We start from the raw sequence: 18456 nt of genomic DNA on the forward strand, positions 1-18456 counted from the left end.
GCCGGCTGGATCGAAGACGCTTAGTTAACGGCGTCTTTCAGGGCCTTGCCCGCTTTGAAGCCAGGGATTTTGGCGGCCGCGATATCGATCGGCTTGCCAGTCTGAGGATTGCGACCAGTGCGCGCAGCGCGCTCCTTGACAGCAAAAGTACCGAAACCAACCAGCACCACGGAATCACCAGCCTTCAGAGCACCTGTGACGGATTCAATAACTGCATCCAGCGCGCGGCCAGCAACAGCTTTCGGGATATCAGCAGATGCGGCGATAGCATCGATCAGTTCCGACTTGTTCACTCTAAGTCCCCTTATTTCTGTTGAGTCGTATCTTTAATTTTAGGTGTAAGCAAAGCTGTGCCGAGATAGCAAGTGCACAAAAAGCCGGCTTATATCAAGGCCGCCGAAAATGTGTCAAAAAAGCCTCTCGGACTAATGCGTGCTGATTCGCTCCTTGGAATCAGACTCGCGCTTGTCATCCTTTGCAACGATATCGGGAGCCGCGTCAGGCAAGGGCTCCGGCGCGTATTGCAGCGCAATTTGGAGGACTTCGTCAATCCACTTCACCGGTTTAATCTGCAGGTCTTGCTTAATATTGTCAGGAATCTCTTTCAGATCACGCTGATTCTCTTCAGGAATGATCACCGTTTTGATACCGCCCCGGTGTGCCGCGAGCAATTTCTCTTTCAAGCCACCGATAGCGAGGACCTGGCCACGTAGGGTGATTTCCCCGGTCATGGCGACTTCGGCCCGAACCGGAATCTGCGTCAGTGCCGAGACCAACGCGGTACACATACCGATACCTGCGCTAGGGCCATCTTTCGGCGTAGCCCCTTCAGGGACATGAATATGAATGTCCTGTTTCTCGTGGAAATCAACAGCAATACCAAGGCTCTTCGCGCGACTACGCACTACCGTGAGCGCCGCTGTAATGGACTCACCCATCACATCGCCCAGCGACCCGGTCTTGGTCAGTCGCCCTTTGCCGGGCACCACTGCCGCTTCGATGGTAAGCAGTTCGCCGCCAACCTGAGTCCACGCCAAGCCGGTGACCTGGCCAACCTGGTCTTGCTGTTCGGCAAGCCCGTAGCGGAACTTGCGAACGCCCAAGAAATGCTCGAGCGATTCGGCGGTTACGCTGACTTCAAAACGCTTTTCTGCCGCATGCTCCTTCACCACCTTGCGGCATACCTTGGCTATCTGACGTTCAAGTCCGCGAACGCCGGCTTCCCTGGTGTAATAACGGATAATGTCGCGAATGGCCTCATCATCGAACAGCAACTCGGTCTTTTTCAGCCCATTGGCCTGAACCTGCTTCGGAACCAGATAGCGAATGGCGATATTGATTTTCTCGTCTTCCGTATAACCCGGTAGACGAATGATTTCCATGCGGTCAAGCAGCGGCGCTGGAATATTCATGGAGTTGGCAGTGCACAGGAACATTACGTCAGACAGGTCGTAGTCGACCTCGAGATAGTGATCGTTGAAGTTGTGGTTCTGCTCAGGATCAAGCACCTCCAACAGGGCAGACGCAGGGTCTCCACGCATGTCGTTGCCCATCTTGTCGATTTCATCGAGCAAGAACAGCGGATTGCGTACACCGACTTTGCTCATCTTCTGGATCAGGCGGCCGGGCATTGAGCCGATGTAGGTACGACGATGCCCACGAATCTCGGCCTCGTCCCGCACGCCACCCAGCGCCATGCGTACGAACTTGCGATTCGTCGAGCGTGCGATCGACTCGGCGAGCGACGTCTTGCCGACGCCTGGCGGACCTACCAGGCACAAGACTGGACCTTTCAACTTTTTCACCCGTTTTTGCACCGCGAGGTATTCAAGAATCCGATCCTTGACCTCTTCGAGGCCGTAGTGATCGGCATCCAGCACCTCCTCAGCCTTGGCGAGATCGAGGCGAACCTTGCTAGCCGCCTTCCACGGCACGTTAACCAACCAATCGATGTAGGTCCGCACCACGGTCGCTTCCGCCGACATAGGCGACATCTGCTTGAGCTTGTTCAGCTCGGTGGTTGCTTTGGTATGGGCGTCTTTACTCAGCCCAGCATTCTCGATGCGCTTCTTGAGGTCATCGATTTCGTTGTGGCCTTCATCGATATCGCCCAGTTCCTTCTGAATGGCCTTCATCTGCTCATTCAAATAGTACTCACGCTGGCTGCGCTCCATCTGCTTCTTGACCCGACCACGGATACGCTTCTCGACCTGTAAGAGATCGATTTCGGCATCAAGCAACGACAACACATGCTCGACGCGGGCCGGCAGATCGGTAATCTCGAGAATCGCCTGCTTTTGCTCGATCTTGAGCGCCATGTGCGCGGCCATTGTGTCAACCAGACGCGCCGGCTCGTCGATGCTTGCAAGCGAGGAAAGCACCTCAGAAGGCACCTTTTTACCCAGTTGAACATACTGCTCAAACTGGCTCAGAAGACTACGGGTAAAGACCTCCGCTTCGCGCTCTTCGATCTCCGACTCGTCGATCAGAGCGACGTCGGCTCGACAATGGTCCTCGACGTCAAAGAAACGGTCGATAACCCCGCGCTGTTCTCCCTCCACAAGCACCTTGACAGTGCCATCCGGCAGCTTGAGCAGTTGCAACACGGTCGCGACCGTACCCACACGATATAGCCCATCTTCGCTCGGGTCGTCATCGGCTGGGTTCTTCTGGGCCAAAAGCAATATCTGCTTATCGCCGGCCATTGCGGATTCTAGGGCCTCGATGGATTTTTCCCGCCCAACGAACAGCGGAATCACCATGTGCGGGTAGACCACTACGTCGCGCAGCGGCAAAAGGGGCAATTCGATGGTTGTCTTCATAAATTCAGCTCTACGACGGCCATACGGCGGTAAACGGGAAATTCATACCCTGGCAATCAAGATGAGGGCGCGCGATGTAAAAAACAAGGAGAGGAAGAAAAGCAAAGGGGCCCGGAGGCCCCTTGTTCTGTCACGCGTCAGGCGCGGCCTTGGCAGGCGGCTCGCTGTTTTCGTAAATAAGCAGCGGCTGAGAAGTACCTTCGATAACGCTCTCGTCGATGACTACCTTGCTGACGTCCTTCTGGGAAGGAATCTCATACATGGTATCCAGCAGTACGCCTTCGAGAATCGAACGCAGCCCTCGAGCACCGGTCTTGCGCTCCAGCGCGCGAGTTGCGACTGCTTTCAGTGCATCGGTACGGAACTCCAGATCGACACCTTCCAGTTCGAACAGCTTGCTGTACTGCTTGGTCAGCGCGTTCTTCGGCTCAGTGAGGATCTGAATCAGCGCCGCCTCGTCAAGCTCGTCGAGCGTGGCGATTACGGGCAGACGGCCAACAAACTCCGGAATCAAGCCGAACTTGACCAGATCGTCTGGCTCAACCGAGCGCAGCGACTCTCCGATCTTCTTGCCCGGATCCATACTGCGAACTTCAGCATTGAAGCCGATTCCGCCTTTGGTCGAACGACCCTGGATCACTTTTTCAAGTCCGGCAAACGCACCGCCGCAAATGAACAGGATGTTTCGCGTATCTACCTGCAGGAATTCCTGCTGCGGATGCTTGCGACCACCTTGTGGCGGAACAGAGGCAACGGTCCCCTCGATAAGTTTCAGCAACGCTTGTTGCACTCCTTCCCCCGAGACGTCACGGGTGATGGAAGGGTTGTCCGACTTACGCGAAATCTTGTCGATCTCATCGATATAGACGATACCCATCTGGGCTTTTTCTACATCGTAATCGCACTTTTGCAGCAGCTTCTGAATGATGTTCTCAACGTCCTCGCCAACGTAACCGGCTTCGGTCAGCGTGGTGGCGTCAGCGATGGTGAACGGAACATTCAGCAGCCTGGCCAGCGTCTCCGCAAGCAGCGTCTTGCCTGAACCGGTCGGCCCGATAAGCAGTATGTTGCTCTTGCCAAGCTCAACTTCTTCCTTCTTGTCGCGCTGGTTGAGTCGCTTGTAATGGTTGTACACAGCCACAGCCAGGATCTTCTTTGCGCGCTCCTGACCAATCACGTACTGGTCGAGGATGCCGCTGATTTCCTTGGGTGCAGGCAGTTTTTGCGACGTGCTCTCGGCCTGTGCCTCTTGCACCTCCTCGCGGATGATGTCATTGCACAGGTCGACGCACTCGTCGCAGATAAAAACCGAGGGCCCGGCAATCAACTTGCGTACTTCATGCTGGCTTTTGCCGCAGAAAGAGCAATAGAGCAGCTTGCCGGAATCCTCGCCGTTGCGGGTGTCAGTCATTCGATCGATCCAATCGGGGAAGGCTTGTAATACAAGATGAAGGCAAATGCAGGCATTTTCAAGGGCGCGCAAAGCGCACATGACGGATGCCCGCTAACTGCGCCCTCCTAGACCAGCGTTAGACCGGCAGCTGCCGCTTTTCGTGAACTGCATCGACCACCCCGTACTCCAGCGCTCGCGTGGCACTCATGAAGTAGTCACGGTTGGTGTCGCGCTCAATCGTTTCCAGGTCCTGCCCTGTATGGTGGGCCAGCAACTGGTTCAGCCGCTCACGGATGAAGAGGATTTCGCGAGCATGGATATCGATATCCGACGCCTGCCCCTGAAAACCACCCAGTGGCTGATGAATCATTACGCGGGCATTCGGAAGGCAGAAACGCTTGCCTTTAGCTCCGCCAGCGAGCAGGAACGCGCCCATGCTGCACGCTTGACCGATACAGGTGGTAGAAACGTCTGCCTTGATAAACTGCATGGTGTCGTAGATAGCCATACCGGCTGTCACAGACCCGCCCGGGGAATTGATGTACAGGTGAATATCCTTCTCGGGGTTTTCCGCCTCGAGGAACAGCATCTGCGCGACAATCAGATTGGCCATGTAGTCTTCAACCTGGCCGACCATGAAAATAACCCGCTCCTTAAGGAGGCGGGAATAGATGTCATACGCCCGCTCACCACGGGCGGACTGCTCGATGACCATTGGCACGAGGCCGCCAGCGGCCTGAATGTCTGGTGCTTGCATAAACGGATTGCCGGGCATGTCCAACGATACTCCCTATGTAACGCCGCAAAGACATAAGCCAGCTCGAGGCTGGCTTATGAAAGTGCATTAAACGGTTGAAGAGGCTCAGGCAGCTTGCGGGGCTTCCGCAGGCTTCACTGCTTCTTCGTAGGAGACCGATTTGTCGGTCACTTTAGCCTGCTGCAGGACAGTATCTACAACTTGTTCTTCGAGCACAACCGAGCGAACTTCGTTCAACTGCTCGTCGTTCTTGTAGTACCAGGACACGACCTGCTCCGGCTCTTGGTAAGCGGAGGCCATTTCCTCGATCAGCTCGCGAACGCGCGCATCATCTGGCTTGAGCTCGTACTGCTTGACCACTTCGGCAACGATCAGGCCCAGCACGACGCGACGCTTGGCCTGTTCTTCGAACAACTCGGCCGGCAGCTGATCAGGCTTGATATTGCCACCAAACTGCTGGACGGCCTGAACGCGCAGGCGGTTCACTTCGTTGTCAATCAGAGCCTTAGGTACTTCGATCGGGTTGGCGCTCACCAGACCTTCCATGACCTGGTTCTTGACCTTGGTCTTGATCGCCTGGCGCAGCTCGCGCTCCATGTTCTTTTTGACTTCAGCACGGAAGCCTTCGAGGCCGCCTTCCTGCACGCCGAACTGAGCAAAGAACTCATCGTTCAGTTCGGGCAGTTGCGCAGCCTCTACACCGTTTACGGTAACGGTGAATTCGGCAGTTTTGCCTGCCAGGTCGAGATTCTGGTAGTCCTCAGGGAATGTCGGGTTGATGACCCGCTCTTCACCAGCCTTGGCGCCAACCAGTGCGGACTCGAAGCCAGGAATCATACGACCGGAACCCAGGACCAGCTGCGTACCCTGCGCGGATCCGCCAGCGAAGGCTTCGCCGTCGATCTTGCCGACGAAATCGATGTTCAGCTGGTCGCCGTCTTCAGCGACACGATCAACCTTTTCAAAACGAGTGTTCTGCTTGCGCAGGATTTCCAGCATGTTGTCTACGTCAGCATCGGCGACGTCAGCCTGCAAGCGCTCAACTTCGATGCCGTCCAAACCGGCCACTTTGAATTCAGGGAATACCTCGAACGTCGCGATGTACTCCAGGTCCTTGCCCTTTTCGAACACCTTCGGCTCGACTGCCGGCGCGCCTGCCGGGTTCAGCTTCTCGGCAACGACGGCTTCATAGAAGGTAGCCTGAATCAGATCGCCCAATGCTTCCTGGCGTGCGGCCGCCTCATAACGCTGACGGATGACGCTCATCGGCACCTTGCCGGGACGGAAGCCTGGGATTTTTGCACGGCTGGCGGTCTGTTGCAGACGCTTGTTGACTTCGGTCTCGATGCGCTCGACCGGCACGCCAATGGTCATGCGGCGCTCAAGAGCGGAGGTGCTTTCAACAGAAACTTGCATGGATTTTCCTCGTTGCACAGACATAAGCCGGCATTCCGGCCCCAGAATGGGCAAGCATTCTAGTGGCTCGTATCGGAGAAGTCACCCTACCTATCAGGCCGCAATCAAACAGAGCGGCGTGAGTCCGTTCTGGGTGCCTGCGCCTGCAGTCGCACACAAAGCCGTAACTGATGGATCAGCAACGGGCTATGCACCACACATGGCTACACGGCCGAGACGACCTAGCGAGTGAGTACCATCGATGCGGCACGCCTACTGCGCCTTATAAGTGAGCGCTTGCCGGTGCAGCTCTCACTTGAGTGGTCTATGTTTTGGGTAGCGGTGTGACCGACGCCGAGCAAGAGGATGAGGATGAGACGAACCATGACTGATGATCTGGGAAAGCTGGTGTTAAGGGTTTCGCTGGGTGTGCTGATTCTTTTGCATGGGCTCTTCAAACTGCAGAACGGCGTCGACGGGATTATCGGCATGCTAGGTAGCCATGGGCTGCCCGCTCTTTTGGCTTACGGCGTATATATAGGTGAAGTGGTCGGGCCGGCGTTGGTCATTGTTGGAGTGTTTACTCGTGTGGGCGCATTGCTCATCGCCGTCAACATGCTCGTCGCCTTTGGACTGGCCCACCTGCAAGAGCTGTTCTCGCTCGGCCAGATGGGTGGCTGGGCGCTTGAGCTGCAAGGCATGTTTCTGTTTGGGTCAATCGCGGTCGCCCTGCTGGGTGCTGGCAGATTCAGCGTCGGCGGGATCGGGGGGCGATACAACTGATAAGCGTGCCTCGAAAAACGACCGGCGACAGGGGTTGGAATGCCCGTTGCTTGGCGCGATAGCGCCGGCGACTGAAGGATCGCTGCGCAACGATGTTCACTTTGCCCGAGAACAATCAATTGTTTGGAGTCCGGCCACATCAGTGCCCATGATAAGCCGATGACCGCGTCTGTTCCGATACGTCAGCCCTGCCCACCTGCCGCCTGCATCTGTGGACGCGAGCAGTTGCTTGAGGCGCCCAACAACAATGATCTGCGTATTCTCCGGCTGACGCGCCAGGAGGAAAACCGGCTGATTTCCCGCTTGGAAAACCTGGAAGACCTGGCAGACCTTGAGCGCATGCAGCGACGCATCTACGAGCAGTTGGGGATTCGCCTTCATATCGCACCGGGGTTCAGCGAAGTGCGCAGCATGCGGGGCATTCGCATCGACATCGATGAGTTGCCAGGCTTGTGCCGCAAGACCCGGCAGTCGATCCCGGCTGCGATCCGCCGCGGTCTGGAAAAGCGCCCGGAAATCGCGTTCAGTCTGCTCAATGCACACGATCTGTTGCGCGATGCGTGAGAATCGGGCCGAGCTACGACCGAAAGCGCGCCGTTGGCACTCACGGTTGCCATCTGCGATAGTTGCCCGGCCGGCCTATCGCGCTGGTCTGCTGCTAGCCCACAAGGCTGGCAGTGCTTGTGACGCCGTGCGAGTCCTGCTGCTTGCTACCCGCCCGCAGCCTGTCGCGTCCTTCGCGCAACCCGCGCGTTTCGATGGTTCACCTGCCATCGCTAAGCCGATCGCTGCTGTCAGTGCCCGGCCGTTCGCCCATAACAACCAAAACACCAATCCGAACAAGGACGCCCCATGAAACTGACCCGTTGCTTGACCGCACTGGCTGCCGCTGCTGCGCTCTCTGCCACCTTTGCCGCTTCGGCCCGTGAATACTCCGTTTCCACTGTGCTTTCCGATGCCTTCCCCTGGGGTCAGGCCGCGCAGAAGTGGGCGGACCTGGTTGAGGAGCGTTCGAATGGCGGAATCACTTTGCGCGTGTACCCCAACGCTCAGCTGGTCGCTGGCGACCAGACCAAGGAATTCTCTGCCATGCGGTCCGGATTGATCGACATGGCCGTCGGATCGACCATCAACTGGTCGCCACAAGTTCCGGAGCTCAACCTCTTCTCCCTGCCCTTCCTGATGGCAAACAGCGCCGACCTCGACGCCATCACGCAGGGCGAGGCTGGCAAGCAGGCGTTCGCTGCTATCGAAAAACGCGGCATCGTCCCGTTGGCCTGGGGTGAAAACGGGTTCCGTGAGATATCCAACTCGGTCAAGCCTGTGAAAACGCCTGCCGACCTGAAAGGCCTGAAGATCCGTGTAGTCGGTTCGCCCCTGTTTCAGGACACATTCACGGCACTGGGCGCCAACCCGACCCAAATGAGCTGGGCCGACGCCAAGCCGGCGCTGACTACCGGTGCAGTTGATGGCCAGGAAAACCCGCTGTCGGTGTTCGACGTGGCACGAGCCGATCAGGTCGGGCAGAAATACCTGACGCTCTGGCATTACATGGCTGACCCACTGATTTTCGCGGTTAACCAGCGGATCTGGAAAGAGCTGCCAGAAGCCGACCGCGAACTGCTGCGCCAGGCGGCCATTGACGCCGGCAAATGGGAGATCGAGTTGTCGCGCAATAGCGAGGCCAAGCGCTTGGAAGACATCCGCGCTCGCGGCGTCGAGGTCACCGAACTGAGCGAGGCCGAGCAGCAGGCGTTCGCCGATGCGACTCGCAGCGTGCAGGAAAAGTGGACGTCGAAGATCGGCGCCGATCTGGTCGAAGCGGCCCGCACGGCCGTAGCAAAGTAAAAACCGTTCTACCCGGCGGCGCGATGCCGCCGGGATTCGAGGAAACCCATGAACAATCGACAGGACGCGCGCCTTGAGCGCGTGCTGGCTACCCTGGCGCTGGTAATCATCAGCCTGATCAGCCTGGCCAATGTGATGGTGCGCTACTTCACCGATGCATCATTCGCCTTTACCGAAGAACTCTCCGTTTTTCTCCTTGTGATTCTCACCTTTGCCGGCGCATCGGTGGCCATGCGCAGCAACCGTCACATCCGCATCGGATTTGCCGAGCGGATATTTCCGCGCCTGCGCACACCGCTGATCCTGCTGCAGTGGCTGGCCAGCGTATTGGTGCTCGGCATGGTCATCTGGTATGGCGGGCAGTTTGCTCTGGAGGAATACCAGTGGGAGTCCGAATCCCCTGGCCTGGGGCTGCCGAACTGGTGGTATGTGGTCTGGCTGCCACTGCTGGCGTTGTTGATGGGTATACGCCTGACCCAGATGACGATCGACCGGCTGCGCGGGAGGCTCACCGATGAGCCCTGATCTATGGATGCTTGCCAGCTTCCTGCTGTTGTTGCTGATCGGCGTACCAGTGGCATTTTCGCTGGCGCTGTCCGGCGCCATTGGCATCCTTGCCGGCCTATCGCCGGACATGCTCGCCACGCTTGGCACCAATACCTACAACGGTGTCGCCAAATATCCGTTAATCGCCATTCCGCTGTTCATCCTCACGGGGCTGGTGTTCGAGAAGTCTGGCGTGGCGCTGCGTCTGGTGCGCTTCGCCCAAGCCTTGATCGGCCCGCGCCACGGCGGCCTGGCGATGGTCGCGATCCTGGTCTGTCTGATCATGGGAGGCATGAGCGGCTCCGGTCCGGCCGATGCCGCCGCAGTTGCCATGGTGATGCTGCCGAGCATGACCCGCGCCGGCTATCCCAAGCCGTTTTCGGCAACGCTGATCGCCGCATCCGCCTCGACGGCGATTCTGATTCCGCCGTCCATTGCGCTGATCCTTTATTCCATCGTCGTTCCAGGCGTCGACTTGCGGGCCTTGTTTGCAGCCGGCCTGTTCCCCGGAATCATCGCCGGTCTTGTGCTGCTACTACCGGCCTGGCTGTTGGCTCGTCGCTACGGCTGGGAAAACCCGGAAGGTGCTGAGCGCCCGCCGCTTGGCGAAAGCTTCCGTCAAGCATTGCCGGCGCTCTTTGCTCCCGTACTGATTCTTGGCGGTCTGCGCAGCGGCCTGTTTACGCCGACCGAAGCCGCAGTGGCCGGCGTGACCTACGGCGTGGTTATCGGCTTGTTCGTTACGCGCGAACTGGACTGGCGCAACCTCTGGCGACTCTGTGGCGAGGCAGCGGTGATCTCCGGCGTAGTGATGCTGATTATTGCGTTGGCCGGCATCTTCGCTTGGGCCGGCACCATGCTTGGCACCTTCCGTCACCTCGCCGAATGGCTGATCTCGTTGTCTGATAACGGCACGGTGCTGTTGATCCTGGTGATGATTGCGGTGCTGCTGGCCGGCATGCTGCTGGACGCAATTTCCATTTATCTGATCCTGATGCCGATCCTGATTCCAGTGATGCAGCACTTCGGCTGGAACCCGGTGTGGTTCGGTATTTTGCTGGCAATGAACATCGCGATCGGCCAGTTCACGCCTCCCGTCGCAATAAACCTGTTGGTTACCGCAGAGGTCGCCAAGATCCGTCTGGAGCAGACGGTTGGCTGGGCCATGCTGTTCGTTCTGGTTATGGGCAGCGCGCTCATCCTGGTGGCGGTTTTTCCGGAAATTGCGTTGTGGTTGCCTAGAGTGCTGGGCTATGCGGTCTAGCTTCACTCGAGCTCGCTGGAGCTGACGAGTCAACCGACGGAGCGACTGCGGGGAAGAGCGATGTCGGTCACTGACATCGCCCGTCCTGCACGCATGAAATAGAGCAAATCGAGCGCTGCCCTGACAGCTTGAACTAACAGAACAAGCAGTTTGCTGACGCTTCTCAGTATGGATCCGTTGTCAGCTACCCATCGCCGCCATCGGGACGCACCCGTGGTCCGCAGACGGCTTGCTCGGAACGGTTGTAGGTGCGGCGCGCTGCTGCATGACGATGTCCAGGACGCGGCTGGGCAGAATGTCGACGTCATCGAAAGTAATCAGCTGGCCCGGTTCGACCGCACGTCGCAGCGCGGTCTTGCGCAGCAGGCCGATCGGGACGTGATCCGGATGCTGATCGAGCTTCAGTGCCTCGCCGCGAAACTGGAATCCGCCAATGCCTCGCTCGATCAGCTCACCTGGCCGCATGGCTCGCTTGGCAATCGCTCCCACGCCCAGGGTCGGCGCAGTGGAATTGTTCAGCAATACATCACCACCATTGAGCACGCGACGCACGGTTTTGCCGACCTCCAGCGAACAGAGATGGAACGGGCGCACCAGCGTGTAATAAGGTCCAGGGCCAAGCTTGAAATACTCGATTGCAGCACGCTGGTCATCATCGTGGCGGCAGACCAGAAACACACCGCCGGCTGGATAGCCGGAGGGAACCACGTAATCGACAAGGGGCTGTCCCAGCCGGTCGGCCATCATGCCCAGCAGGTTGCCCGATTCGGTCAAATTGGTCGAAGCCAGACCTTCCAGCCCCTGCTTGGTAATAGTCGCGCCCAGACCGTTGCCAACAATGGCCTGTTCGATCTGCACCTTGGTGCCGTCAGTGAATGAAGTGGTCTGGTCTACGCTTATGCCCTGTCGCTTTGCCCAGTACCTCATGTCTTCAACCGAGGGATTGTGGTTCAGATAGCCCTTCATGTTGCCGTAGACCAAGGGCTTGAAACCCATCATCAAGGCTTCCTCATGAAGTGCCGCCAATGAACCCGGCTGGTCACCCTCGGCCTCGGTAATGAAGCCTTTGGCCGCCAGGTACGACCCTGTGGTGACCTGCAGTTCGGCGTTGATTGTCACCACGGGCAGGCCAGCCTCGAACGCGCGTTCAATGACCTCGGTGCCATGAAACACATCGCCGCTGCACTCCACAATCAAGTCCGCGCCATCAATAAGGTGGTCCACGGAATTGGTGAGCCGCTCGGGCAGCGGAAAGTCAGTAAAGGAATTCAACGGCCGACGGGTCAAGACGCGCGAAATTTCCACATCCTGGTAGTGCTGCTTGATCAGCCGAATAAAGCAGTGAGCGATCATCCCTGTGCCGGATACACCGATCTTCTTCTTGATATGCGAGGTAGACATGAGCGAATCCATTCAAAAGGCAACGACGTTCTGACCGCAGCGGCAGGAAAAGATTTTACGGCACGGTAAATCGGGCCTGTCGCCGTTGGCTGGCACGGTTGCGTTTGCAAAAACCATGTACTGCAAGCTAAGCGTTAGCAGCGCGATTCAGCCAATTGATTAACGGCACTGGAGATGAGCGATTTCGCGGTATTTTTGTCGCCAGACATCAGAAGCAAAGGAAGCGGCGTTGCACCGCTTCCTATTGGCCGAACTTAGCTGAGCGCGGCTATCGCTGCGTCATAGTTCGGTTCGGAACCGATCTCGGCGACCAGTTCGCTGTGAAGCACCTGGTCCTGCTCATCCAGAACGACAACTGCGCGAGCCGATACGCCAGCAAGCGGACCGGTTGCGATCAGTACACCGTATTGCTCGAGAAACTCGCGCCCACGCATGGTGGAGAGATTAACGACATTTTCCAGCCCCTCGGCGCCGCAGAAGCGCTTCTGCGCGAAGGGCAGATCGGCGGAGATGCACAGGACTACGGTGTTGGCCAGATCGTTGGCCTGCGCATTGAATTTGCGCACGGAGGTCGCACAGGTCGGCGTATCGATGCTCGGGAAGATGTTCAGGATCTTGCGCTTACCTGCAAAGCTGGCGAGCGTCACATCGGACAGATCACCGCCTACCAGACTGAACGCCGCGGCCTTCTGGCCAGCTTGCGGAAAGCTACCGGCGACCTGGATGGGATTGCCTTTAAGGGTTACTTCAGTCATGTAAATTCCTCTCAGTCATGGGGCCGCGCGCATCGTCGCGGCCCCGGATTTTCAGACGGCCTTCGTACGGGCGAAGTATTCCTTGGTCAACTTGACCACCACTGGGCTCAGCAGCAACAGTGCAACGAGGTTGGGAATAGCCATCAAACCATTAAGGGTGTCCGCCAACAGCCAGGCGAAATCGAGCTGGGCAATTGCACCGAACGGAACAGCCAGCACCCAAATGACGCGGAACGGCCAGATCGCTTTGGTGCCAACCAGAAACTCCCAGCATTTCTCGCCAAAATAGCTCCAGCCAAGGATCGTAGTGAAAGCAAACACTACCAGTGCGATGGTCAGCAGCGCACCACCAACACCAGGCATGGCGGATTCGAAGGCTGCAGCAGACAGTGCCGCACCGCTTTCGCCACCGGTCCAGACTCCCGAGCAGATGATCGCCAGGCCGGTGATCGAGCAGATGATGATGGTGTCGATAAAAGTGCCCATCATCCCGATCAGGCCTGAGCGTACCGAGCTCTGAGTAGTACCGGCGGCCTGCGCGATACCAGCAGTACCGAGGCCCGCTTCGTTGGAGAAGATACCGCGCGCAACACCGAAGCGAATGGCGGCCATAACAGCCGCGCCGGCAAAGCCGCCAGTGGCCGCGATTGGCGAGAAGGCATGCGTGAAGATCAACTCGAACGCCCTGGGAAGCTCAGCGGCGTGCACCACCAGCACGACGATGCCGGCGATGACGTACGCAACGCACATGAACGGAACCAGCGCCGCCGCAACTGCGCCGATACGCTTGATGCCGCCAAGAATGACCATGCCCACAAACAGCATGGTGACCAGACCGGTTATCCACAGCGGTACGGCAAAGGTAGCTTCCAGCGCCAGCGCCATGCTGTTGACCTGCACCATGTTGCCGATGCCGAACCCAGCCAGTCCGCCAAAGATGGCAAAGGCGCCGCCCAGCCACAGCCAGCGCTTGTGCAAGCCATTCTTGATGGCGTACATCGGTCCACCGACGTGTTCGCCGCGATCATCCTTTTCACGGTAATGCACTGCCAGCACGACTTCGCAGTACTTGGTCGCCATGCCTACCAGCGCCGTGCACCACATCCAGAACAGCGCACCCGGACCGCCAAGAAAAATCGCCGTGGCGACGCCGGCAATGTTGCCAGTACCCACGGTGGCGGCCAGGCAGGTCATCAGCGCCTGGAAGGGGCTGATCTCACCTGTTTCCTCATCGCCCTTGACACGTCCACGCCAGATCAGCCCAAAGCCCGTGCCGATATGCGACAACGGCATGAACTTGAGCATGACCATGAGAAAGAAACCGGTACCGAGGATCAGTACCAGCATGGGTGGTCCCCAGACGAGACCGTTGACGCTATTGACCAGGTTTTGCAGGAATTCCATTCAAGGCACCCTTATTGTTTGTGTTAGACATCCTTGCCCGTGCGGGCCGAGCGGCACGAACAATTGAGCGGCGACATGAGTACACCGGTTCAACCGCTGTCCGAACGACCCGGTAATACCCCGACTTCAATGTCCGGAGCGTTACCGACAACCTGCAGGACTCACGCTAGAGCCTCGCATCAGCCGCCATGCAAGGAGCGACCGAGCGATCCTACCACCACCTTCTGCACTTGACGCCACACGCTTTATGCGTGATCTACGGAAGATGATCTGTGCAAACGAGCGACTGACCGGTCAGCCCGTGAACCCACGACAGGTTGCCGCATACGGAAGCCTCTGAGCGTAGCCCAGGGCAGCGCCAATGCCAGTCGATCAGTAAGGATTTTTTCCCTGTTTATTGCCTGAACTTGATCAGAAATCGCGCCGGTAAAAGATGTCCAGCGAACTGGCCAGCCCGCTGGCCGCTTCGAGGAAGATCCGCTTGGTCAGTTGATAGCGCAACGCGACCGTATTGGCAGGCTCGAATACCCCAACGCCGTAACGCAACGTCAACCGATCCGTAAGCTTCCCGCTTGCAACCACGCTGGTGTCCGCGCCGCTACCCTCGGTGTCCAATTGAAACTCCTCGATACCCAGCCGTTGCGCAACATTCCCGGTGATCGACGCGCTGCCAGCCAGGCCAAGCCCAAGCGCTGCCTGGGCCAGAAGATTGCTGTCGCCGGTCTCGGCACCCAGTGGCCGACCAAGCACCAGATAGGACAATGCCTGCTCCTGACTCATGGCTGGTTCGGCGAATACGTCGACGCGCGGCTGCTCGGCACTCCCAGTGATACGCAGCCCCGCAATCACGTTGTCGTCTTCGATCCGTCGAATAGCTTCGATATCCAGATAGGGCTGCGACAGCACGCCCGTGAACAACAACCGGGCGCGGCGGATCGTCAGGCGCTGGCCGTACGCGCGGTAACGACCCTTGTTAAGACTAAGCTCGCCGCGCGCGTCGAAGTCATCGCCGATGTGCAAATAACCAGCAAGGTCGGCGGTCAGCCCGAAGCCCGAGAAGCGCAGCCTGTCCTGCCCGACTTCAACATCCACATCCATGCGAATCGCCAGCGGCGGCTTCGTCTCTTGCGCTTCGGCGCCAACAATGACCGCATCCTCGGATACCTTGACGGTCGAGGGTGGCAGTTCGCGGACGGTAATTTCTCCCCGCGGCACACGTAGTTTGCCGCTTACCGCTAATTGCTCGTCAGCCAGCTGGATACGCAAGTCAGGTGCAATTTCGAGCTCAGCATAAGGCTCGACGATAACCGGCAGTTGGCTGCCGCTGATCCGAAGATCAAGATCCAGCGCCTGCTCCCAATCGACCATTCCTGCGATCTGTCCCTGGCCCTGCTCCCCGCTGCGCCAGTCACCCTCAATGCGAACCCGCTCGCCATCGATGACAGCGGTGATCTCCAATTGCTCGAAGCTGACCGGCAGCTCAGCACCCGCAATCTCGCCTTCGGTGAGCGTTAGCTCGCCATTAATCTGCGGCTGTTGCAGCGTGCCCGAAATCTGACCATTGCCATTCAGCTGACCGTCGAGTCGCTCGACCTGCGCGACAAAGGGTTTGAATACAGACAGATCGAAATGGCTGAGCTGGAAATCGCCAGAGACCGGCTTGACCTCGCCACTGGGATCCACCTGCAGTTGGACATCCAGATCGCCAAGGTCGCCTCCCTCGAATAGCAGCCTGCCATCAACCTGTTTCGGCGTCAGCTGACTGTTCAGTGACAAGGTCTGATAAGGAAAATCCAACCACTGCTCGCCATCCCGCATGCGCAAGACGCCTGGTCCGGCGTCGACACGGATAGTCCCGTTTGGACCCGCGCTCGGCAGATCCAGCGCCAGGTCAGCGTTCACTTCGCCTTGCCAGATCAGATTTTCCGGCAGGTATTCAGCGAGGGACTCAAGCGGAAAGTCCCGCAGGCGATAGCGCAACTGTGGATCGGGTTGCAGCCGCTGATCATCGGCACACAGCGTGGCTTGCCCTGAGAGCCAGCAGTGCGCGCCAAAGGTGATCCGGCCGCTCTCCAATCGCTGTAGAGTCGCGGGGTCGCGCAACGCCCATTGCTGGCCCTGAGCATCCAGTTCGGCTTCCATCAAGCGACCCCGCCAATCGCCACCTTCAAGCCCACCAGTCAACGCCAGGGACAGGTCGAGCAATGGGCCTTGCAGCTGAACTTTGGCCTGATGCGCCGTTTGTGTGCCTTCGGCGCTCAGCTGCAGCTCGCCGATCTCGGTCGCTCCGGCCTGTAAGCCGCTGGCGTCGAGGCTCAACTGGCCACGCTCGCCCTCGGACAGGCTCGCCGCCACCTGCAACTGGTCGACCCGATTGTCCTGAAACGCCATCCCGCTGCTGCTCAACGCCAGTTTCCCCTGTGGCGCGTCCGGCGTGCCCGACAGATCAATGTTGCCGATCAATCGGCCGCTCAAATCAGGCCAGAGCTGGCCCAGGCGTGACAGATCAATCGCCAGGTTCGCCTCAAGCGTCTCGGCCCAGCGCCCTTTGCCCTGGATGCGGTTATCGCCCAACTGCAAATCGACCGTCGGCAGGCTCCAGGTCGTGCCCTCGCCGCTCGCCTGCAGCTGAAGCTTGAGCGGCTGCTTGCGCAGCGTTCCGTTCAAGTCGAGGGTGGCCTCGGCCTGCAAGGCTTCGTTTCGCAAGGCGCCGCTGCTGCTGAGCGTGCCGCCGATCATTCCTGGCAGCTCCGCTACCCAGTAAGAGGGGTCGAATTCACTCAGCTCGAGCCGAGTGGTCCAATCGATTCCATCTGCGAACCCAACGCTGAGGCTGCCCTCGGCCCTGCCCTGGCCGGCCTGCAGTTGCAGCTGCGGCAGATGGACGACTTCGAGGTTGCCGCTGACCGGGCTTTGCAGCGTGAAGTCACCCGAGGGGCCGGTCAGCGCCGCGTTGAAATTGCCCAGGTAATTGCCGTCGTCGTACTGGATCTGCGCATCGAGGGTTCGCAGCGCAACAGGCGGTTCCTGGATATCGGGATAGAGGCGGCGCCATGGGAAATTGCGCCAGGCCAACTGGGCTTCTGCGTCCAGGCCATCCTGCCAGCTAACGGCACCGTTCAAGTCGACGCGCTGCTGCTCGCCCGCATCCAGGCTAAGCGCTGCAATCTCGGCATGGGCCGTGTCGACCAGGCCGTTCAACGCAACAGCCACCGCACCGCCCTCGCCTTGCAGATTGCCGTCACCCACCAGGCGGTAGCCCTGTTCCATGTCGCCTTTAGCGGTCAGCTCCAGCGCCTCCAGACGCAAGGCATCAGGCAACCCCGGGGTCGCTTTGAAACCTTTCACCGCCAGCAGCAGGTTCGCTGGGAGCTCCGGTTCCAGAGGCCGCACCCAACCGCTGAGCGCGGCCTCCAGATAGCCCTGGCTTTGCACGTCGACCATCAGGTGTTCGCGCAGCTCGCCATCGACCCCAAACTTCACCGCCCAAGGCTGCTCGTTTGGCGAGCGGATCGCCGCGCTACCCTGCAGGGCCAGCGGCCAGTCAGCGTTGGTTTGCAGGTGGCCGGAGAGATCCAGCACGACATCTTCACGTCGAACTTCCAGCGCCCTGATGACCAGCCCCTGATCATCCCAGCCTGCCCGCAGCTCGGCGCCATGCAATTGCTGCGCACCATTGAGGTTGACCGCACCGATATCAACGCGCTCGACGCGCAGCTCGAGCGGCAGATCAAGATCAGGCAGGTTGAAAGGCTCGCTTGCTGCTTCATCCTCTGGAGCTGGAGGAAACGTAAGTTCGATATCACCCGTGATCAGCTCTTCGATGCAAAGGGTTTTGCGCAGCAAGCAAACAGGCGACCAGCTCATCTGCGGCGATGCCACCTCGACACGACGACCGTCCTGTTCCCATACCAGGCGATCTGCCTGCCAACGCCCAGCTAGCTGGCCCGTGAACTGCTCGATCTGCAGCCCAGGCACTTTGCTCAGCATCCAACGGCTACCGGCGTTAGTGCCGAGTACCAGACCGATCGATACAACAATCAGCAACAGCAGCGCCAGAATGGCCAACAACACCCAACTGACGATTT

Annotated in this window: 14 protein-coding genes; 5 read left to right on the plus strand and 9 right to left on the minus strand. The window is 58.7% G+C overall.

What is annotated here, in order from left to right; translation table 11 throughout:
- Positions 1 to 20: 20 nt before the first annotated feature.
- The 5 genes from hupB to tig all read right to left on the minus strand — a co-directional run bounded on the left by hupB (position 21) and on the right by tig (position 6388).
- On the minus strand, positions 21 to 293 hold the full coding sequence (gene hupB / locus PSTU_RS0101245; protein ID WP_019339231.1) for a nucleoid-associated protein HU-beta: 273 nt from the start codon (positions 291 to 293) through the stop codon (positions 21 to 23).
- 132 nt (positions 294 to 425) lie between these two features.
- Positions 426 to 2822 (minus strand): endopeptidase La, encoded by a 2397-nt coding sequence (lon, locus tag PSTU_RS0101250; protein WP_019339232.1) that lies wholly within the window; start codon positions 2820 to 2822, stop codon positions 426 to 428.
- Positions 2823 to 2952: 130 nt separating this feature from the next.
- The gene (gene clpX / locus PSTU_RS0101255; RefSeq protein WP_019339233.1) at positions 2953 to 4233 is read right to left on the minus strand and encodes an ATP-dependent Clp protease ATP-binding subunit ClpX; all 1281 of its coding nucleotides are present in this window, start codon (positions 4231 to 4233) and stop codon (positions 2953 to 2955) included.
- Between the two features lie 118 nt (positions 4234 to 4351).
- A complete protein-coding gene (gene clpP, locus PSTU_RS0101260) occupies positions 4352 to 4990 on the minus strand; it encodes an ATP-dependent Clp endopeptidase proteolytic subunit ClpP (protein ID WP_019339234.1) in 639 nt (212 codons plus the stop codon).
- An 87-nt stretch (positions 4991 to 5077) separates the two neighbouring features.
- On the minus strand, positions 5078 to 6388 hold the full coding sequence (tig, locus tag PSTU_RS0101265) for a trigger factor (RefSeq protein WP_019339235.1): 1311 nt from the start codon (positions 6386 to 6388) through the stop codon (positions 5078 to 5080).
- A gap of 363 nt (positions 6389 to 6751) precedes the next feature.
- On the opposite strand from tig, the gene PSTU_RS0101270 reads away from it, so the two are divergent.
- The 5 genes from PSTU_RS0101270 to PSTU_RS0101295 all read left to right on the plus strand — a co-directional run bounded on the left by PSTU_RS0101270 (position 6752) and on the right by PSTU_RS0101295 (position 10808).
- Entirely contained in the window at positions 6752 to 7150 is a 399-nt protein-coding gene (locus PSTU_RS0101270) for a DoxX family protein (RefSeq protein ID WP_029404553.1), read from the plus strand.
- A gap of 159 nt (positions 7151 to 7309) precedes the next feature.
- The gene (locus PSTU_RS0101275) at positions 7310 to 7714 is read left to right on the plus strand and encodes a hypothetical protein (RefSeq protein ID WP_019339237.1); all 405 of its coding nucleotides are present in this window, start codon (positions 7310 to 7312) and stop codon (positions 7712 to 7714) included.
- 288 nt (positions 7715 to 8002) lie between these two features.
- Positions 8003 to 8998 (plus strand): DctP family TRAP transporter solute-binding subunit, encoded by a 996-nt coding sequence (locus PSTU_RS0101285; protein ID WP_019339239.1) that lies wholly within the window; start codon positions 8003 to 8005, stop codon positions 8996 to 8998.
- Positions 8999 to 9046: 48 nt separating this feature from the next.
- Positions 9047 to 9523, plus strand: a complete 477-nt coding sequence (locus PSTU_RS0101290) for a TRAP transporter small permease (RefSeq protein ID WP_019339240.1) — start codon at positions 9047 to 9049, stop codon at positions 9521 to 9523.
- Positions 9513 to 10808 carry a TRAP transporter large permease gene (locus tag PSTU_RS0101295; protein ID WP_019339241.1) on the plus strand — a complete coding sequence of 432 codons (1296 nt, stop codon included), beginning with the start codon at positions 9513 to 9515 and terminating at the stop codon, positions 10806 to 10808. The genes PSTU_RS0101290 and PSTU_RS0101295 overlap by 11 nt, the downstream gene beginning before the upstream one ends.
- A gap of 180 nt (positions 10809 to 10988) precedes the next feature.
- Here PSTU_RS0101295 and PSTU_RS0101300 read toward each other — a convergent pair whose 3' ends face one another.
- From PSTU_RS0101300 to PSTU_RS0101315, 4 genes are all read right to left on the minus strand, one after another.
- Complete coding sequence (locus tag PSTU_RS0101300; protein ID WP_036992448.1) at positions 10989 to 12161, minus strand: NAD(P)-dependent oxidoreductase; 1173 nt, start codon at positions 12159 to 12161, stop codon at positions 10989 to 10991.
- 302 nt (positions 12162 to 12463) lie between these two features.
- The gene (gene tpx, locus PSTU_RS0101305; protein ID WP_019339243.1) at positions 12464 to 12964 is read right to left on the minus strand and encodes a thiol peroxidase; all 501 of its coding nucleotides are present in this window, start codon (positions 12962 to 12964) and stop codon (positions 12464 to 12466) included.
- A gap of 51 nt (positions 12965 to 13015) precedes the next feature.
- Positions 13016 to 14368 carry an alanine/glycine:cation symporter family protein gene (locus PSTU_RS0101310; RefSeq protein WP_019339244.1) on the minus strand — a complete coding sequence of 451 codons (1353 nt, stop codon included), beginning with the start codon at positions 14366 to 14368 and terminating at the stop codon, positions 13016 to 13018.
- A 411-nt stretch (positions 14369 to 14779) separates the two neighbouring features.
- The gene (locus PSTU_RS0101315; protein WP_029404554.1) at positions 14780 to 18436 is read right to left on the minus strand and encodes a translocation/assembly module TamB domain-containing protein; all 3657 of its coding nucleotides are present in this window, start codon (positions 18434 to 18436) and stop codon (positions 14780 to 14782) included.
- Between the last annotated feature and the right edge of the window lie 20 nt (positions 18437 to 18456).

The organism is Stutzerimonas stutzeri SDM-LAC (genome assembly GCF_000235745.1).
Classification (GTDB): domain Bacteria; phylum Pseudomonadota; class Gammaproteobacteria; order Pseudomonadales; family Pseudomonadaceae; genus Stutzerimonas; species Stutzerimonas stutzeri_H.